This is a genomic window from Stenotrophomonas sp. STEN029 (genome assembly GCF_056760015.1).
The window spans coordinates 39,783-57,664 of sequence record NZ_JBRREC010000002.1 but is presented as its reverse complement, the minus strand read 5'-3'; the positions used below and the strand labels follow the sequence as shown (position 1 = coordinate 57,664).

General features: G+C 64.7%; 14 protein-coding genes and 1 tRNA gene. 4 read left to right on the top strand and 11 right to left on the bottom strand.

The window, feature by feature from the left end; translation table 11 throughout:
- Positions 1-5: 5 nt before the first annotated feature.
- On the bottom strand, positions 6-899 hold the full coding sequence (gene ubiA, locus ACVOLI_RS00795) for a 4-hydroxybenzoate octaprenyltransferase (RefSeq protein ID WP_481533120.1): 894 nt from the start codon (positions 897-899) through the stop codon (positions 6-8).
- A 127-nt stretch (positions 900-1,026) separates the two neighbouring features.
- Here ubiA and ACVOLI_RS00790 point away from each other — a divergent pair.
- Positions 1,027-1,103, top strand: a tRNA-Arg gene (locus ACVOLI_RS00790).
- Positions 1,104-1,373: 270 nt separating this feature from the next.
- Here the strand turns inward: ACVOLI_RS00790 and ACVOLI_RS00785 are convergent.
- Positions 1,374-3,704, bottom strand: a complete 2,331-nt coding sequence (locus tag ACVOLI_RS00785; RefSeq protein WP_481533119.1) for a TonB-dependent receptor — start codon at positions 3,702-3,704, stop codon at positions 1,374-1,376.
- A gap of 394 nt (positions 3,705-4,098) precedes the next feature.
- Here ACVOLI_RS00785 and ACVOLI_RS00780 point away from each other — a divergent pair, with 394 nt between their 5' ends.
- The 3 genes from ACVOLI_RS00780 to ACVOLI_RS00770 all read left to right on the top strand — a co-directional run bounded on the left by ACVOLI_RS00780 (position 4,099) and on the right by ACVOLI_RS00770 (position 8,825).
- Positions 4,099-4,608 (top strand): sigma-70 family RNA polymerase sigma factor, encoded by a 510-nt coding sequence (locus ACVOLI_RS00780; protein WP_481533118.1) that lies wholly within the window; start codon positions 4,099-4,101, stop codon positions 4,606-4,608.
- 5 nt (positions 4,609-4,613) lie between these two features.
- Positions 4,614-5,597, top strand: coding sequence for a FecR domain-containing protein (locus tag ACVOLI_RS00775; RefSeq protein ID WP_481533117.1), 984 nt, complete (start codon positions 4,614-4,616; stop codon positions 5,595-5,597).
- Between the two features lie 78 nt (positions 5,598-5,675).
- A complete protein-coding gene (locus ACVOLI_RS00770) occupies positions 5,676-8,825 on the top strand; it encodes a TonB-dependent receptor (protein WP_481533116.1) in 3,150 nt (1,049 codons plus the stop codon).
- Between the two features lie 163 nt (positions 8,826-8,988).
- Here ACVOLI_RS00770 and ACVOLI_RS00765 read toward each other — a convergent pair whose 3' ends face one another.
- The 9 genes from ACVOLI_RS00765 to ACVOLI_RS00725 all read right to left on the bottom strand — a co-directional run bounded on the left by ACVOLI_RS00765 (position 8,989) and on the right by ACVOLI_RS00725 (position 17,803).
- The gene (locus tag ACVOLI_RS00765; protein ID WP_481533115.1) at positions 8,989-9,726 is read right to left on the bottom strand and encodes an energy transducer TonB family protein; all 738 of its coding nucleotides are present in this window, start codon (positions 9,724-9,726) and stop codon (positions 8,989-8,991) included.
- The gene (exbD, locus tag ACVOLI_RS00760; protein ID WP_481533114.1) at positions 9,723-10,145 is read right to left on the bottom strand and encodes a TonB system transport protein ExbD; all 423 of its coding nucleotides are present in this window, start codon (positions 10,143-10,145) and stop codon (positions 9,723-9,725) included. The genes ACVOLI_RS00765 and exbD overlap by 4 nt, the downstream gene beginning before the upstream one ends.
- A 2-nt stretch (positions 10,146-10,147) precedes the next feature.
- Entirely contained in the window at positions 10,148-10,846 is a 699-nt protein-coding gene (gene exbB / locus ACVOLI_RS00755; protein ID WP_481533113.1) for a tonB-system energizer ExbB, read from the bottom strand.
- On the bottom strand, positions 10,843-11,160 hold the full coding sequence (locus ACVOLI_RS00750) for a hypothetical protein (protein WP_481533112.1): 318 nt from the start codon (positions 11,158-11,160) through the stop codon (positions 10,843-10,845). The genes exbB and ACVOLI_RS00750 overlap by 4 nt, the downstream gene beginning before the upstream one ends.
- Before the next feature lie 11 nt (positions 11,161-11,171).
- On the bottom strand, positions 11,172-11,543 hold the full coding sequence (locus tag ACVOLI_RS00745; protein ID WP_481533111.1) for a YbaN family protein: 372 nt from the start codon (positions 11,541-11,543) through the stop codon (positions 11,172-11,174).
- Positions 11,543-12,151 carry a biliverdin-producing heme oxygenase gene (locus ACVOLI_RS00740; RefSeq protein WP_481533110.1) on the bottom strand — a complete coding sequence of 203 codons (609 nt, stop codon included), beginning with the start codon at positions 12,149-12,151 and terminating at the stop codon, positions 11,543-11,545. Before ACVOLI_RS00740 ends, ACVOLI_RS00745 begins: the two co-directional genes overlap by 1 nt.
- Before the next feature lie 34 nt (positions 12,152-12,185).
- Positions 12,186-13,697 (bottom strand): surface lipoprotein assembly modifier, encoded by a 1,512-nt coding sequence (locus ACVOLI_RS00735; RefSeq protein ID WP_481533109.1) that lies wholly within the window; start codon positions 13,695-13,697, stop codon positions 12,186-12,188.
- A 94-nt stretch (positions 13,698-13,791) separates the two neighbouring features.
- Positions 13,792-14,631, bottom strand: coding sequence for a HupA family protein (locus ACVOLI_RS00730; RefSeq protein WP_481533108.1), 840 nt, complete (start codon positions 14,629-14,631; stop codon positions 13,792-13,794).
- Positions 14,632-14,716: 85 nt separating this feature from the next.
- On the bottom strand, positions 14,717-17,803 hold the full coding sequence (locus tag ACVOLI_RS00725; RefSeq protein ID WP_481533107.1) for a TonB-dependent receptor: 3,087 nt from the start codon (positions 17,801-17,803) through the stop codon (positions 14,717-14,719).
- Positions 17,804-17,882: the final 79 nt, after the last annotated feature.

Sequence of the window (17,882 nt, the reverse complement as noted above, 5' to 3'; positions counted from 1 at the left end):
TTTCTTCAATCCAGATACTGGCTGGCGACGATGCCGGCGAACAGCACCGCGCCGACCCAGTTGTTGTGCAGGAAGGCCTTGAAACAGGGCTCACGCTCGCGGTCCCGGCACAGCCAGAACTCGTAAACCACCAAGACCATCGCCACGCCGATGCCGGCCCAATACGCCCAGCCCAGACCCGCGCGCTGCCCGACCAGCGCCATCGCAGCGAAGAACAGCGCGTACAGGATGCCCTGGATGACCAGGTCCAGATCGCCGAACAGGATGGCGGTGGAATGCGAACCGACCTTCAGGTCATCGTCGCGGTCGACCATGGCGTACCAGGTGTCATAGGCGGTGGACCAGAGGATGTTGGCGGCATACAGCACCCAGCCCAGCGGCGGAACCTCGCCCTGGATGGCGGCGAAGGCCATCGGGATGCCCCAGCCGAAGGCCATACCCAGGTACACCTGCGGCAGATGCGTGTAGCGCTTCAGGTAGGGATAGCTGGCGGCCAGGAACACGCCGATGAAGCTCAGCGCTATGGTCAAGGCGTTCAGGGTCAGGACCAGCGCGAATGCGGCCAGCATCAAGCCGGCGAACAGCATCAGCGCCGCGCGGCCGGAGATCGCACCGGTGGCCAGTGGCCGGTCCTTGGTGCGTTTGACGTGCGGGTCCAGCCAGCGATCGGCGTAGTCGTTGATCACGCAGCCGGCCGAGCGGGTCAGCCAGACGCCGGCGCTGAACACAAACAGTATCCACAGCGGCGGCAGGCCATCGGCGGCCAGCCACAGCGCCCACCAGGTGGGCCACAGCAGCAGCAAGGTGCCGATCGGGCGGTCGGCGCGCATCAATTTCCAGTAGTGCCCGAACCGCGACGTGCCAGCTGCGGTGGACGGTGTAGTTGGGAGACGGCTCATGCGCAAAGGTTACCAGCTGGGCAGGTTTTTCCCGCCCAACTACAGCAATCCAAAGGTGGGGGCAGACCTGCGGCCGCTTTTGCCGTTAGAATGCGCGTCCGCCCGGCTCAGCCGGCCGGAGCACAATGCGCCCGTAGCTCAGCCGGATAGAGTAGTGGCTTCCGAAGCCATTGGTCGGGGGTTCGAATCCCTCCGGGCGCGCCAGATTGAAGTCCGGGCCAGTCCCAGGACAGCACAAACCCCGGAGAAATCCGGGGTTTGTGCTTTTCAGCCCTTCCAGAACGAGTAGTGGAACCGTTGCCGCCTGGATTCCTTGAGATGGTGCCGGGGCGTGACGCTGCGGTGGAAGCCTGCTGCCCTGCATGCGCTGGTTCCATCGACACCGGCGCAGCGCCAGGCCTGGCGGCAGGACGCTACGCGTTTCCGACGGTGACCATGTGCAGCCGCTTGCAGCGCTGCCGGAGTGGCACGCCCTCAGAGGTTGATGCGCACGCCAAGCTGGAATGCACGGCCCGGCAGGGGTGCGATGTATTTCAACGGTGAGTTGTGCGGACGTGCCTCTGCGTCGAGCAGGTTCGAGCCGTTGAGGAACACCTCGATCGCGCTTGCGTAGCCACCACGCGGCTGGAAACGGCGGCTTACCTGCATGTCCAGCATGTTGAAGCCATCCAGTGGCACTTCCTCGCTGACATTCTTCCCCAGGTACTTCTGCTTGTCGTAATAGGTGCTGGAGATGCCGGCCTTCCAATCGCCTTTCTGCCAACCGATGTTTGCACCGTAGCGGTTGGTCGGCATGTTGGGCAGGTACTCACCGTCGTTGTGTGCACGCAGCGAATCCGGATGGTCCGCACGGTTCTTCACCAGGTCGGAGAACGCGGAGAGGTTCAAGCTGCCCCAGCGGCCGAGTTCCAATGCCTGCGACACCTCGATCTCGAAGCCCTTCACCGTGGTGTCGGTCTGCTTCCAGTACTTCAGCGGCAGGCGATTGGCGGTCTGCAGGCCGGAATACCCCTGATAGAGGTAATTCTCGTATTTCATGACGTAGGCCGTCGCGGAGAAGTCGAAGCCGCGGTTGTTGAACAGCAGGGCGAATTCAACGTTCCTGGCGCGCTCGGGCTTCAGGTTCTGGTTGCCTTCTTCCTGGGTCATGACCGAGTAGTGGGCGTTGCTGGCATACAGTTCATTGACCTCCGGCGCCCGTTGCGACGACGCATAGCGGGCCTTGGCGCTGAGGTGGCTTCCGAGTTCGGCACGCGCCCCCAGGTTGTAGCTGTTGAGCGTGAACGACCTGTCCTCCAGCTTCGAGTTGGCCGAGTTGCGTGAGGTCTTGAAGGCACTGCTGCGGATGTCATGATCCACGCGCTCGTGGCGGAACCCGGCATCGAAGGAGACCGCGGCGAAGTCGAGGCTCTGTTTCAGGAACACCGCATTGGTCACGCTCTGCACATCGGGCAGGTAGCGCAACGCGCCGCTGCCCACGATATCGCGCGTGCGCTGGCTGAGCCCTAGCAAGCCGCTGAGCGGACCGGCGCGACGCTGTGCCAGCAGTGCTTCGGCCTGGTAGGTATCGAACTGGTACTCATTGGCCGTGCTTGTCCCCAGCTGTTCGGCCGAGGTATTGCTGATCTGCGACATGCGCAGGTCAGCGCTTTCAAACAGCGGGAACGGATCCTGCAGGTTGGCCTGCAAGGCGTACTTGGTCTGTTTGAGTACGACGCCGACCGGGCGGCTCTGGCTGTGGTCGGCGCCGAAGGACAGGTTGTCCATCGAGAAGCCCGGCACCCCGTATTCGCTGTCCTTGGCGTCTATGCTGATGCCGACGTAGCCGCGGTCGAAGAAGTAGGTCGTACCGCCGGCAAGGTGGGTGTTGCGGAAGTAGCTGTTGCCCAACGTGCCGCGGTAATTCGGGGTGACGTCGCGGTTGATCTTGTTCTGCACATACGAAGGCGTGCCCGCCACATAGTCCGGGTTTGCCGGGTTCACGTAGGTCTTGCCCTGCCAGACCGATGACGGCTGGTTGGTATAGAACGAGAAGCTGCCGTCCGCCCAGTCGGGGTTCTCGGTCATGAACTGGTCGATGTAGGGCTGCGAGGCCTTGTTGTAGACCTGCTGGATGCGGGCTTCTTTCTGGCAGCTGTCGGCCAGGCCGCTGTTGACCCCGCCGCCGGCCGGGAACAGCTGGCTGTCACAGACACTGGCCTTGCTGTTGCCGGGGATGTCGTAGTGCGAGATGCGCTGGTGCGACATCTGCAGGTTGGTCGAGAAGTTGCGCTGGTTGTTGAAATTCATCCGGAAGCCCTGCGCGTCAGCGGCATTGAAGCCCTGCCGGAACACCAGCTCCATCTCCTGGTCCTTGTCCTCCATCTTGGTGGAGATGAGGCCGGAGTCGACATCGACGCTGCCGCCGATCGCGTTGCCGCCGTGACGGACGCTGTGCGATGACTTGTTGACGCTGACGCTGCGCACGAACAACGGATCGAAGGGAATGGCGATATCACCGCTGAGCGCGTTCATGCCGAGGATGGACTGGCCATCCTCCAGCACCTGCACGCGGTTGCCTGTCAGGCTGCGGATGACCGGCGCGCCGGCGTTCGGGCCGAAGGCGCTGTTCTGCACGCCTGGCACGCGTTCCAGCATGCCACCCAGGGTGCGGTTCTGCGCCTGGGTGTTCTCGACGACAACGATGCTGTCGATCCTTGAAGCTTTGTCTGCCCGGACCTTGACGGTGGGCAGGGTGGTGTCGTCTGCGGCGTAGGCGCTCTGGACAACGAGCAGCACGGCGGCCGCAAGTACGTGTTGACGCATGGATCATCCCCGTGGAAATTGGAATGTTATAATATATCGTTTAAAGAAAAGCGAAAGGCCCTCTGCTGCCGCGGCCAAGTGCGGGGGCATTCCGTGGCGGCGGTGTTCGCCGGGAGATCGTTCGCGCACCGGTGTTGCGCGCTGGGGCAGGGAGCCGGCGTCGAGATGACGGGAAAAGCCTGCCCGTGGGTTTCGCCAATATTGCTGCGAAGCTCCCGAAGCTTCGGGGGCAGTAAGGCAGTAAGGCAGTAAGGCAGTAAGGCAGCGAGGCAACCGGGTCGCTTCGCTGGTCGGCGGTCGCTGTTGCAGCTGCCGGCGGCATGCGCGGTTTGCGCGGTTTGCGTGCAATCCCAACTTATCGGATGATAGTGATTCCTATTCGCAATATTTGCCCATGGTCAACGCTCCGCCGGCACCGGCGCCTGATTCCCTGCAGGGCCTGTACGTCGCGCACCATGGGTGGTTGTTGCAGTGGCTGCGCCGACGCATGTCCGCGGACGAGGCAGCAGCGGATCTGGCGCAGGACACCTTCGTGCGCCTGCTGCAGAAGCCACAGTTGCCGACGCTGGAGCAGCCGCGCGCCTACCTGACCCGCATCGCCAACGGCCTGGTCATCAATCTGTGGCAGCGCCGCGCGCTGGAGCGTGCGTGGCTGGAGGTGCTGGCAAGCCTGCCCGAGGCGCTGGTACCTGATGAGGAACAGCGACAGATAGCCCTGGAAGCGCTACTGCGCATCGACCGCATGCTGGACGCATTGCCATCGCGCGCACGTGAGGCCTTCCTGCTGTCGCAGCTGGACGGGCAGACCTATGCGGTGATCGCCACACGCCTGGGCGTCACCGAGCGCACCATCAAGCGCGACATCGTGCTGGCGATGGCGGCCTGCCTCGAGGCCATGGATTGATCCGCATGCAGGAGCCATTGGCCAGGATCGATGTGCCCATTCCCGCGCCGGTGCTGCATGAAGCGGCCGAATGGCTGCTGCGCTTCCGCGAAGGTGAACTCGATGCCAGGGAGCGCGCGGCCTGGCAGCGCTGGCTGTCCAGCAACGACCTGCATAGGCGCGCCTGGCAACGCGCGGAGCGCTTGACCGGTCTGCTCGACGATGTGCCGGGTGCGGTAGGCAGTGCGCCCTTGCAGCAGGCTCGCCGTACGCGGCAGGGCCGCCGCGCCGCGTTGGCGGCCATCATGGGAATGATGATCGGCGCGCCACTGGCGCGCCTGGCGTGGCAGCGCGAGCCCTGGCAACACCTTGTTGCCGACGGCAGCACCGGCATCGGTGAGAGGCGCGCGCTGCGCCTGGCAGATGGCAGCGAACTGCAGCTCAACACCGATACGCGGATTGCGCTCACCTTCAATGAGCAGCTGCGGCAAGTGCAGCTGCTGCGCGGTGAAGTGCTGCTGCAGGAAGCGACGGATGATCGCGTTCCAGCACGCCCCCTGCTGCTGCAGCTGCGCAACGCGCATCTATCTGCTCTGGGCGCGCGCTTCGCCGTGCGCATGTGGGATGACCATGCGCGCGTGGCGGTGGAGCAGGGCGCGGTGCGGATCCAGCTCGGTGATCGCGGCGATGTCACCCAGCTGGTAAGCGCAGGCCAACAGGCGGTCTTCAACGCGACCGGCATCAGCGCGGTCACCGCGCTACAGCGCAACAGCCTGGCTTGGGTGCAGGGCGTGCTGCATGCCGAGGCCATGCCGCTGGGGGAACTGTTGTCCGAGCTGGCGCGTTACCGGACCGGCGTCGTGCGCTGTGATCCGGAGATCGCCGGCCTGCTGGTGTCTGGCGTGTTCCAGCTGGACGACACCGATACCGTGCTCGCGCTGCTGCAGGCGGGTTTCCCGCTGCGCGTGCGCTACCGCAGCCGCCTGTGGGTGATGGTCGACCCCGCCTGAGCCGGGGATGTCCCTTTTTGCCGGTTGGCCGGGCAAGGAAGTGAACCCTTTCAATTCCTTTCTGTCACGGACCCCGCCATGTCATCGCGTCCCCCTGTTGTCCGCACCTCGCTGGCCCTGGCCTGCCTGGTCGCGCTTTCGCTGCCATTGCCGCAGCCGGCCTTCGCCCAGAGCGGCACATCTGCAGCCAGCGAGGGCAATGTGAGCTTCAACCTCCCGGCCGCGCCGTTGGCGCGGGCACTGAATGACACCGCGACGGCCGCCGGTGTTTCGTTGAGCTATGACCCGGCACTGGTTGCCGGCCGCGCTGCGCCCGCATTGCAGGGCCGCTACACGGTGCGCGCAGCGCTTGCGCGGCTGTTGCAGGGCACGGATCTGGTGGCACGCGAAGTCAGCCCGGGCGCGTGGAGCATCCAGCGCGTGGCCAGCACCGACGGCGATGCCGTGGTGATCGGTACGCTGCGGGTTGGTGGTGAGCGCTCGGCCGATCCCACCGGCATCGAGCGCGATGAGCGCGGCTATGACGATGTCTACGATCTGGACCTGTCCACCGTCTACGCCGGGCGCGAGCAGATCGAACGCTACAAGGGCGCTGCACCGGCTGACATCTTCAAGGGCATGGTCAACGTCTACAGCGGCGATGCCCGCAACAGCGGCGCGCTGGATCCCAACATCCGCGGCATCCAGGGCCCGGGCCGCGTGCCGCTGACCGTCGATGGCACCGAACAGGCACTGACGGTCTGGCGCGGCTACATGGGCGCGAACAACCGCAACTACATCGATCCCAGCCTGATCGGCGGCATGCAGGTCATCAAGGGCCCGGCGATGCTGCGTGGTGCCAACACTTCGGTGGGCGGCGCGGTGCAGATCAAGACGCTGGACGTGGACGACATCCTGCTGGAAGGCGAGAGCTTCGGCGGTGAACTGAAGATGGAGGCCAGCGACAACGCCATCGATCCGAAGTTGCCGACCCTGTTGACCGGCAAGCCGATCGGCAGCGTGCCGGGTTTCCCGGCCAGCCAGGTCAACTTCTACGACCCGACCCTGTACCAGCATCCGCGCACCAGTGGCAGCGGCAGCTTCGGCAATGACCAGGCCTGGCGCCTTGCGCTGGGCCTGCGCAAGGAGAACTTCGACCTGATGGCGGCCTATGCCTTCCGCGAGAAGGGCAACCACTTCGCCGGCAAGCATGGCAGTTCGTTCTATGACAACGAACCGACCACCAGCTGGGACTATGTGCCGTACCTGGCCAAGGTCTATGTGCCGGGCTCGGAGATCCTCAATTCCTCCAGCCGCATGGAATCGTGGCTGGTCAAGGGCACCTGGCGTTTGAGCGACACACAGGTGCTGCAGCTCAACGTGCGCGACACGCAGTCGCGCTATGGCGAGATCATGCCCTCGCGCATCCAGTGGGACAACACCGTCACCGATGGCATTCCGCAGTGGCCGCTGAGCCAGGTGGATGCGCGTGCGGTGAACCTGGAATACAAGTGGCGCCCGGGGCTGGACTGGGTGGACCTGCGCGCCAACCTGTGGCGCACCGATACCGACAGTGCGACCTACAGCAGCGGCGGCCTGCCGAACGATCGCATGAACTGGTACAACGACGTCGACAAGGTCTATGTCACCCCGGACCACTTCCGCAACACCGCGATAGCCAACAGCAAGAACGCGCGCACCGGCTTCTCGTTCGACAACAAGATGCAGCTGAGCGACACCCTGGACCTGACGGTCGGTGGCAACCTGCAGAAGGAAACCCTCAGCTCCAAGGACGCCTACAACGATCCGGAGATCACCGGCTATTGGCGTGGCAAGCCGCGCGCAGGTTGGCGCCGTGAGTATGATCTCAGTGCCTTGTTTGAATGGCGGCCGATCGACAAGCTGCTGCTCAGCGCAGGCGTGCGCTACCAGAACTGGCAGTCGTTCGATGAGTTCCTCGCGCGCCAGCAGCGGGCCGGCGTGTTGCCGACCAGCAGCCAGGAGGCCTCGGGTCGGGTGATGAAGTGGAACACGCTGGAGCACTACACCCAGGCCGAGATCGACACGTCGGTCGCCCAGATGACCGACATCATGGAAAGCCAGTGGCCCATCTACGAGGAGTTCTTCGGCTATACACGCGAGCAGTTCGTGGCGGAGTTGCTGACCCCGGCCCTCGACGAAGTCCGCAGCCGCACCACGTACACCGCCAACAACGAAATGCTGTGGAAGCACGATGGCCAGGGCCGTTACAACCGCGCTGACAATCCGTGCATCAATGGCGCCATCGATTTCAGCAACGTGGAGCTCAGCGGCGGCCGCAAGTGCTGGTCTGATGGCCCCTATCCCGGCCAAAGCGTCAATGGCGAGCTGATTCCCTTCGCCACGGTCGACAACACCGCGCGCAGGCAGCGCGGCGCCGGCTGGGTGCCGTCGTTCGCCGCGACCTATGAGTTCAGCGAGCACAGCCGCGTCTACCTGCGCCACAGCCAGGTGCGCCGCTTCCCGGCCTTGTTTGAGAGCACGATTGGCTTCTCCAGCGTCCAGGACAGCTACGGGCTTAAGCCGGAGCATGCCTACAACACCGAGGTGTCGTGGGTGCAGGACTTCGGCCAGCTGCTGGATGGCAACCCGCTGGCGGACCTGAAGATCGCCTATTACCACCACCGTACCCGCGACGTGATCGAGCGCAGCCCGCAGCTGACCTTCTCCAACATCGACGAGCAGACCATTCGCGGCGTCGAGGTGCAGGGACGCTTCGACAACGGTCGCTTCTTCACCGACATCAGTGGTGCCTGGAACCTGGAGAACCGCGTCTGCGACGAGCACACCGCGATGCTGCTGGACAACACCGGCGGTGTCTCCAACTGCGTGGAAACCGGCTTCGTCGGTGGTTACCTCGTGACCATGGCCATCCCACGCTACACCTTCAACTGGACGGTGGGGACGCGCCTGTTTGATGGCCGCCTGGAGCTTGGCAGCCGCATCGTCCACCACGCGCCGCAGGAAAGCGTGTTCAAGGACAACTACGGTACCCAGTCGGCGACGATTTCCTACTACCTCAACACGCCGCTGCAATGGGGCCGCATCACTACTTACGACGCCTACGCCACGTGGCGCGTCAACGACCGTGCGACAGTTGAAGTGGTGGGGACCAACCTGGGCAACCTGTACTACATCGATCCGCTGACCCGCTCGTCGATGCTGGCGCCGGGCCGCACGCTGAAGGCAAGTTTCAACTATCGGTTCTGATCCAGCGCGGCGTGTTCCAGCGCGCCGCGTGCAATGACAAAGCCCGCCCGGATCTGGATCCGGGCGGGCTTTGCTGTTTCTGCCGCGAGCAGCAGCCAACAAGGATGCAGTGATACGCAGCTTGCGGTTGAGCAGACCAGCGCGAAAGCGCCACGCAGGCCAATCAGCGAATGAAGAATTCGACCGGAGTGGTGATCTGCACCGGATCGCCCTGTACCTCTTCCGGTGGTGACGGCAACGGACTGGCGCGCTGCACGGCGGCCAGCGCCTCGCCATCCAGCAAGGCGTTGCCGCTGCTGCGGGCAAGCCGTGCCCACTGCACGCCGCCGCTGCGGTCCACCGCGTACTCGACCAGGCTCACGCCTTCGCTGCGACGTCGCTGCGCTGCGCGCGGATACCGCTTGTAGCGCTGCAGATGCGCCAGCACCAATGCCTGCCAGTTGGCCTGTGACGGTGTGTCAGCACCGGCCGAAGATTGCCGAGCGGCATAGCGGGTGCCGCTGGGGGCCTGCACGCTGGGTGGCGCAGTTGATTGCAGCACCTCGGCAGTTTCCACTGAGGGAGGACGTTTTTGCTGTCGCTCGGCGGCTGGCGGCGGCAGCGCTGCATCTGCGGGTTGGATGGGCGAGGGCGGCGCAACTGTCGCCGCTGCCTGCGCGGGCTGCGGCTGCTGTTCCTGTTGCAACGGCCCCGGTGCCAGATCGGTGGGCGGCACCGGTGGTGCTCTCGGCAGTGGCGCCAGCTCCAGCATCACCGCTTGCGGAGGCGACGGCGGCGCGGGTGGCGGCGACCACGATGACCAGACCGCCGCGCCGCCGACCACCAGCGCATGCACGCCAAGCACGATGCAGAGGCTGCGCCCCCAGCGTGGGCCCTCGGTCGCGAGTGGTGTCCAGTTCACGGCGCGGCCTGCTCCAGCCCGACCAAGGCCACCTTCAAATAGCCGGCAGCACGCAGGCTGTTCAAGGTATCCATCAAATCACCGTAAGCGACACCCTTGTCGGCGCGCACGAAGACGCGCTGCTCGCGGTTGCCGGCAGTGAGTGCATCCAGTGCCGCGGCAAGAGTCGGTGCAGTGACCGGGTCCTGGTTCAAGCGCAGCGACAGATCCTGCTGCACGGTCAGGTATACCGGCTCATCGGTACGCGCTTGCGGCTGCGCCGTGGATGCCGGCAAATCGACGGCGACGTCCACGGTGGCCAGTGGCGCGGCGACCATGAAGATGATCAGCAGCACCAGCATCACGTCGATGAAAGGCGTGACGTTGATCTCGTGGTTCTCGTCGGGCGCTTCGTCCTGCTCGTCGGTCCTGATCGCCATGCTCACGGCGCTCCGGAGGGGTTGAAGGCGCGGTGGTCGAGGTCGCGCGAGACCAGTTGCTGCACGCAGGCTGACAGGTCGCCGCTGTCGCCGCGCAGCGCTGCAAGCTGCCGGCTCAGCTGGTTGTAGATGACCACCGCCGGAATCGCCGCGACCAGTCCCAGCGCGGTGGCCAACAATGCCTCGGCGATACCCGGCGCGACCACGGCCAGATTGGTGGTGTTGGCCTGGGCGATGCCGACGAAGCTGTTCATGATGCCCCACACCGTACCGAACAGGCCGACGAAGGGCGCGGTGGCACCGATGGTCGCCAGCAGTCCGGTGCCGCTGCGCAGCTGGCGTGCATGCGCAAGCTCGATGCGCTGCAGGCGCGAGCCGACCCGTTCCTTGATGCCGTCGGTACTGCCAACGCTGGGCGAGCGCTGCAGCTCATCCTGTGCCTCGGCCAGCAACGCCGAGACGATGGCACTTTCCTGCCCGGACGTGGCCAATGCCGTGGGCAGGGTGTCCGCCGCTGCGAGTGCGCCGTGTGCGGTTTGCATGCGCTGCGCCTCACGTCGGAGCTGCCGGTGCTTGGCCAGCAATACCGTCCACGTCGCCAGCGAGGCAATGGCCAGACCGACCATCACCGTCTGCACCACCCAGTCTGCATGCAGGAACATCTGCCATGGGCTGAGATTGCTGGGCAGGTTGGTCGTCATGCGTGCTCCTGGATGGTCGCGCTGTCCGCGGGTGGTGATGGGTCTGTTTGCTTGGGGGATGGCAGCAAGCCAGCTGCACCCAGCGTCGACAAGGTGTTATAGAAGGCGCTGGTGGAGACATGCATGTCGCCCTGCTTCAGGGAAGCGGCATGCAACAGCTGCGGGCTGAGGCGTCCGTGCGCGGCCAACACCAACGGCGCCAGCCGCAAGGTGGCAATCCGCGCCGAGGTCACCCGGATGCCGGCGCCACGCAGTATCGCCGAGTGGATGTTGCGGACTGGCAGCGGCAGGCTGGCCGGTGTTGTCAGGGGCATGATCAGTATCCTCAATGGATGAGCGCTCGCGGTGCGGGACGCGACAGCACGTAGCCGGCGCTGGCGATGAAGAACAGGCCGATGCCCAGCGCCAGTTTCCAGCCGGGCTGCGCCGTGCAGAAGAAAACCAGGTAGCCCACTGCCATGCCAAGCGCAGCGAAGGTCTTGCCTTTCCTGCTGACCGCGCCTTGCTCACGCCACAGGCGCAGGCTGTGGCCGTAGCGCGGGTGCTGCAGCAGGTAGCGTTCCAGCCGCGGTGACGAACGCGCGAAGCAGGCCAGCGCCAGGATCAGGAAGATGGTGGTTGGCATCACCGGCAGCAGTGCGCCGATGATACCCAGTGCCAGCATCCAGCAGCCGGCGCAGAACCATAGCCAGCGCATCAGGTCACCGCCACCGGGTCGGCATGCAGTTCCGTTTCGACATGGCTGCGCACGGTCTGGAACGCCGTGCGTGCCCCCTCCACCACCGAGGCTTCCTGCGCGGCCGCCAGCGGTGCGGCGTCCAGCGCGGCAGTGAAGCTGCGCCAGTGCCGCGCTGCGCCGTCGGCATGCGCGGCCAGGTGGCGGGCGCCGAAGTCGGCGTGCAGCTGCAGTCGGTCCCGCGCCAGCTTGAACAGCACGGCGCCGCCAAGGTTGGAGCCTTCGGCCACGTACAGCCAACCCAGGGCGTCGGGCAGGGCGATGTTGGCGTCCACCGCAGGAGTACTGCCGGTGGGAATACCGCTGCCGAGATCCTGCAGATCGAGTGCGATCCTGGCCAACCGCCGGCGCTCGGCCAGATCGGGGATCAACGCCAGTAGTCCCTGATGCGAGTAGAGCGCATCGATATCGCGGTGGAAGCGATACTGCACGCGCAGGAAGCGCGTGAAGCTGTCGCGGCTGGCAAAGATGTCTGCTGCCATGACCCGCTTGTCCAGACTGTCATGGGTGCTGTGGGTGGCGGCCTTCAGTTGCTGGCTGCGCGAAACAACGGTGCTGTGTGTGCTCATGTGCAATCCCCGGTGATGCAGGAAGTGGTTGGGGTCAGAAGCTGCGTTCCAGCTTCAGGCTGGCGGTGCTGCGGTCATAGCTGTAGAGCCAGTCGACGTTGCTGGAGACGACGTTGTAGCGAAGGCTCAGCAAGGGCGTGAAGCCGGCGAAAGCCAGGCGCTTGGCCTTGATGATCAGTGTGTAGTTGCGCTCATCGTCATCGCGGCGGACGCCGAGCATCGGGCTGTACAGGTCGTAACTGCGGCGGCGATAGGAGGCGAACAGGGTGTGGCTGAAGCCTTCCGGCCACTGCAGTGATGCGCCGAGGCGGGCGCCAAGCGAGCGGTAGTTGTTGCTGCGGTCGCGGGCATCGCTGTCCAGTGCATCGAGGCCGCCGAAGGCCATCCAGTGACTGCCCAGGCTGCGGAAGTAGGTGGCCGAAGCGGTGCGCTGCACACCGTCGAGATTGCGCGCGTAGTCGCGTTGCCGGTAGCTGAGATCCTTCCAGTCGGCTTCAAGTTTCAGCATGGAGCGCTGGCCAGGCGTCCAGCTCCATTCGGCATGCACGCCCGGCGCGCCGAACAAGGCGCTGTTGCCCAATGCGTAGTAGTCGAACGACGGTGCCAGCGCGACGTTGTGGCGCGCACTGCGGAAGCTGTAACCCGCCTGCACCGCTGCGTTGAGTTCGTTGTAAGCGCTGTTGTCGCGGTAGTTCTGGCCAAAGGCGATTGCACGCAGGTAGACGCCATGGTGGCCGCGCAGCGCATGCCGCTTGTTGAGGGTGGCGTCGTAGTCGATGCCGGTGGCGGTAATCGCCTCGGGTAATTTGCGCTCGATCAGGCAGTCGCCGGTGATCAACAGCAATAGACAGGTACGACTGGCCGAGGTGCGGTTGGCGTTGTCCGTCCAGCTCGGCCCGGCCGCATAGGAGCCACTCCAGCGCTCACGTTGGGCCAGGGCCTGGCGGAAGCTGGCGATGGTGGTGCGCACACCCTCGGTTTTCGGGTCGTTGGCGTCGATGCTGGTGCCGACGTCGGCGAACAGCGCATCGGCTTCGCGATCCTGCTGGTCTTCGAACAAGGTGCGGGCCAGCTCGAGCCTGGCTGGCATGAAGTCCGGCTGCAGGGTGAGCAGTGCGCGGTACTCGGTGGCTGCCAGCGAATGTTTGCCCTGGATGCGCAGCAGGCCGCCCTGGGCGTAATGCACCAGCAGTTTGTCGTGGTTGGGCAGGGTCAGGTATTCATTGAGGAAGTGTGCCGCCAGGCCCCATTGCCGCTGCTGCAGCGCCAGGTACAGTGCGCGGCCGACGTCGTCGACGTTGTGGCCGATGACGTGGCGCTCGCCGTCGATGGTCAGCGTCGGGCGCTCGGCATCCAGCTCGTCCTTGAGCAGCTCACGCTCGCGCGCCTGTGCCTGCTGGTCGATGTGCTGGTCCAGCAGGCGGCGTGTATCGGCCTGCTCCTGTGCGAAGCTGACAAGGGGCAACAGCAGGCCGGCCAGCAACACGGCGGCGGGAAGCGCGAAGACAGACCGGCGTCGACGGTCGGTGGAAGAGCGAGAGTGCATGCAATGGCCATCGAGGGAGGCAAGGATTGGCGGACGCTGGCTGGTCCTTGCCGGTAGCAGTCGAATTACAGCGATTGACGGAAAGACTCAGCCGTCAGTTCTTGGTGCCGCCCCAGGCGATGTTGAGAGCGGGATTGCCGAAATCGACGATGCCAGCGACGGCGGTCGCGCCTGCGCCGAAGAAGTCACCCTTCACCGTGCCGGTGGCGAGCACGAGGTTGCCCGGGATCACCCACTGGCCGGCATTGGCCGCATCGAAATGACCGTTGGTGTCGAACGCGATCTGGCTGCCGCTGGTGCCAAGGCGGATCTGGGTTGCACCGATCGACAGGTCACCGTGGAAGCTGCGGCTGCTGAAGTTGGCGGTCAGGCTGCCGGTCAGGTGGGTGTTGGCGCCGTAGCGATGCAGGCCGGTCAGCGTGTAGCCAACCGCGGTACCGGTGGCGGCGGTATAGCCGGTCTTGTCGCCGACGTAATAGACCTGGCGGTTCTGGTAGGTCGGGCTGCCGGTATTGCCGTTGGTCGACCATTCGCCGAACCACACATCACCGGTGCCGACCTTGACGAAGTTGAAGCTGCCCAGGCCTGCGTGCGCCGGGTTGTTCGGATCACCCGGGGTGCCGGTGGTGATCGGGTCGTGCAGCTGGTACACGGTCATACCCTTGTCCGTGCCCGGGTGCAGCACGGTGGCTGCACTGGACGGGGTCAGGCCCTGGAAGTCGACCTTGATCCCGCCGGCATAGCTGGAAATGCCGACGCCCGCCTTGCCTGCGGTGTGCGGGCCGAACGGAACCTGCGACTCACCGACGCTGATGGTCGACGTGCCGGAGCCAGCGGACTGGGCGCCGACGATGTTGGCGGCAGCGGCGGTACCCGCAAGGGACACCACGGTAAGGGCGATGGCGAGTTGGGAGATGCGCTTGTGCATTTTCATGATCATTTCTCTCTTGAAGTGATGAAGAAATTTGAACTGCAGTGACGGTTCGGGTTGCGGTGGACTCCTTGGTGCTACGGGTTGATCAGAAGCGCGCGGTCACGCTCAGCTTCAGCGTGCGGCCCGGGGCGGGCAGCAGCGAGCGGGTGGCCGGGTCGGCGTAATAGCGGTCGCTGAGGTTGGTACCGATCAGCTCCAACTGCACCGTGTCGTTGACGCGGTAGCTGGCATAGGCGTCGAACAGCCAGGTGGTGTCCCAGGAGAACGGCACGTTGAACACGGCAAGGTTCTGGTTGGTGACGTCGGCAAACGCTTCCAGGTCGCGGTTGGGTTTGCGGCGTTGGTAATAGACAACACGCGTGCCCAGTTCCAGCCGCTTGTCCAGGAAGCGTCCGCCCAGCGACCAGTTGGCCGAGGTTTCCGGCGAGGCCTGGGTCAGCAGCCAGCTGCCGATGAAGCCCTGGTCCACGCAGGTGGGGGTGCCGTTGACGTTGGGATCGATGGTGATGGAGGTGTGTTCATCGCAGACCTCGTTCTTCAGCGTGTGCGCAACGGCGAGGTCGGTGAAGAAACGGCCATTGTCGTAACGGCCCTGGAACTCCACGCCCTGCACGAGCTGCTTCTCGATATTGCGGAACAGGAAGTTGTTGTCGCGTTCGATGAGGTCATCGGTGCGGCGGTGGTAGTAGCTGAGCTTGACGTCGGCGATGGTGTCATTACCCAACAGGTGCCCAAGCTCCTGGATATAGCCAAGCTCGTAGCTGTAGGTATGCTCGGGCTTGAGGTCGCGGAAGGGGCTGACGCTGGCACCGAAGGCGATCACGCTCTCGAACATGTTCGGGTAGCGCAGTGCCTCGTTGTAGCTGAAGTAGGCGCGGCTGTAATCGGAGAAGAAGCCGGTCACCGTGAGTGATGGAGCCCAACCACGATCGCGGCGCTTCTTTGCCACGGCGTAGCGGGAAGCAATCGGGTTGGCGGTGAGGCCGATGCTGCAGTTTCCGCCCTCATACAGATCGGCTATGCCGTTCAGCATGCCATTGGTGCAAGGGTTGTCGACGCGATGGAACTTTCCTTCGGCATCAGGAAGCCATTGAATGGTGTTCGATTTGGCGGCTTCGTGAATTTTGGAAGCGACGTACTCCGCTTCGCTTATCCCCGCCGGAATGCCGAAAAGATCGCAGTAGAATGGCATCGCCGTGCAGACCTGGTAAACGGTGCGCGCCTGCGTCTCAGCTTTGCTGCGCTCCTCCGCAGACATGGTCCGGTAGGTCGCCTGGTAGCCGGATACCGAGGCCAGGAACGTGTTCGGATGGTCGGCGAGGAAATCGTCGTACGCCCAGTACGAGGAGTAGCGGGCACCGGCATTGATCTTGAGGAAGTCGACCGGACGCCATTCAAGGTTGAAGTTGGCGTTCCATTCCTCGCGACGGCCGGCGCGCGGGAACATGCGCCAGGCTGCCGAGGGGCCAATGTACGCGTCATGCGAGCGCAGCTTCTCATGCTGGAAGTCGCCGCCGACGGTGAGGTCCAGCGTATCGCTGAGCCGGAACAGATTGCTCAGGGTCAGGCCGTTGCGGGTGTTGGTGGAATCATCCAGCGCGCCGTTCATGATGATCGGCTGGGTTACCGCGTTCCAGTAGTTCGGGTAGCTGCCGGCGGTGTTCGCGTTGCTGTCGGTATCGGTGCGCCACAGGTTGGCGTACAGGTCGATCCAGCGGCTGTCCTGCGGCTGCCACTTGTATTCCAGGTTGTAGGCCTTGGAGTCGATCCGGCTCAGCGACCACTGCGGCAGGCCGAGCGCGGTACGGTTGATGCGTGACGGCATGATCTCGCCGTAGTGCGACAGCGTGTCGCGGTAACCGAAGCGCAGCACCTGGTCGGGTGTCGGGTTCCAGGTGGCCTTGAACAGCCACGATTCCATCTGGCTGGAGGTATTGGTCACTTCGTCGCCCGGGCGCAGGCGGTTGGCCATGGTGATGATGTAGTCGCCGGCGCCGATGTTCTCCACCGGCTGCGAGTAGTAGCCGGCACCGCGCTTGCCGGCGAAGTAGTTGCCACGGTCGCGGTAGGCATAGGCACCGAACAGGCTCAGCGTGTCCGACTTCCAGCCCAGGGCCAGGCGATAGGCGTGGTCCTCGCCATCGAAGACGTTGTAACCGCCGCCACCGGTATGCGGTTGCACGCGAAGGGTCGGGTCATTGGTCGGGCTGCCGGTGGCCAGTTCCGGCACGTCGCGGTGGTTCATGCCGGTGTACAACCGGCCTGGTAGACGTGGTGCCACCGCATTGCTGCTGCCTTCGATCTTGAACTCGCCGCCGAACGACTCGCCTTCCGGCACCACGTCGTCAACGTCCAGTGTCTTGATCACCACGCCGCCACCGATGCCGGTGGTGACGTTGCGGGTCAGCGATGGCCCCTTGAAGATCTGCATGCCGCCGATCAGGTTGGGATCGACGTAGTTGCGGTTGCCGATGCCGTTGTAGCCGCGCCAGGCGGTGACCGCCTGCTCGGTGCCGTCGATGGTGACCGGCACGCGTCCCGGACCCTGCACGCCACGGATGTTGACGTCGAGCGCGCCACTGTTGCGGGCATCCCCGCTGAACACACCTGCGACGCCGTTGAGCAGGTCCGAAGGCGTCGCGCCCTTGTAGCGCTCGATCTCGGTGCGGCCGAGGTAGGCGGTGGACAGATCCAGGTCGTAGACCTCGTCCTGACCGCGCAGGTCGCGCTGCGCACCGGTGGCTTCGATGCCTTGCTGCCCGGTGACGCTCAGCGTGCCGGTGACGAGCGGGGTGCTCGCGCCGGCGGTAGCAGCGCCGCTGCGCGTCACCACGGCGGTGCCGGGCTCGCGCCATTGCCAGGCCAGTCCGCTGCCAGCCAGCAGCTGGTCAAGCGCCTGCGCCGCACTGAGCTGGCCCTTGATGGCCGTGCCCTGCAGGCCGCTGACATCGTTGGACACGAACAGGATGCGAACCCCACCCTGGTCCGCCAGTCGGGTCAGCGCGCTGTCCAGGGACTGTGCCGGGATATCGAATGCGGTGCGCTGCGTGGAACCGCTGGCGACGCTGCTCTGTGCGGCGGCATACAGCGGTGCATTGAGTGCCAGGGCGATGCTGACCGCCAGCACGGCGGGCAGTCGCAGGGAACGGCGGGAAAAGTTGGAAGGGCTCATGGGTCCGACGAAGGAATAGGAAGAGGACGCCAGGAAGTACTGGCGTTGACTTTATGAGAATAAGTCTCATTCCTATAGA

Bases quoted from the DNA above. Each gene is read 5' to 3' on its own strand.
- ubiA (WP_481533120.1), bottom strand. From the start codon at position 899: ATGAGCCGTCTCCCAACTACACCGTCCACCGCAGCTGGCACGTCGCGG.
- ACVOLI_RS00785 (WP_481533119.1), bottom strand. From the start codon at position 3,704: ATGCGTCAACACGTACTTGCGGCCGCCGTGCTGCTCGTTGTCCAGAGC.
- ACVOLI_RS00780 (WP_481533118.1), top strand. From the start codon at position 4,099: ATGGTCAACGCTCCGCCGGCACCGGCGCCTGATTCCCTGCAGGGCCTG.
- ACVOLI_RS00775 (WP_481533117.1), top strand. From the start codon at position 4,614: ATGCAGGAGCCATTGGCCAGGATCGATGTGCCCATTCCCGCGCCGGTG.
- ACVOLI_RS00770 (WP_481533116.1), top strand. From the start codon at position 5,676: ATGTCATCGCGTCCCCCTGTTGTCCGCACCTCGCTGGCCCTGGCCTGC.
- exbD (WP_481533114.1), bottom strand. From the start codon at position 10,145: ATGGCGATCAGGACCGACGAGCAGGACGAAGCGCCCGACGAGAACCAC.
- exbB (WP_481533113.1), bottom strand. From the start codon at position 10,846: ATGACGACCAACCTGCCCAGCAATCTCAGCCCATGGCAGATGTTCCTG.
- ACVOLI_RS00750 (WP_481533112.1), bottom strand. From the start codon at position 11,160: ATGCCCCTGACAACACCGGCCAGCCTGCCGCTGCCAGTCCGCAACATC.
- ACVOLI_RS00745 (WP_481533111.1), bottom strand. From the start codon at position 11,543: ATGCGCTGGCTATGGTTCTGCGCCGGCTGCTGGATGCTGGCACTGGGT.
- ACVOLI_RS00740 (WP_481533110.1), bottom strand. From the start codon at position 12,151: ATGAGCACACACAGCACCGTTGTTTCGCGCAGCCAGCAACTGAAGGCC.
- ACVOLI_RS00735 (WP_481533109.1), bottom strand. From the start codon at position 13,697: ATGCACTCTCGCTCTTCCACCGACCGTCGACGCCGGTCTGTCTTCGCG.
- ACVOLI_RS00730 (WP_481533108.1), bottom strand. From the start codon at position 14,631: ATGAAAATGCACAAGCGCATCTCCCAACTCGCCATCGCCCTTACCGTG.
- ACVOLI_RS00725 (WP_481533107.1), bottom strand. From the start codon at position 17,803: ATGAGCCCTTCCAACTTTTCCCGCCGTTCCCTGCGACTGCCCGCCGTG.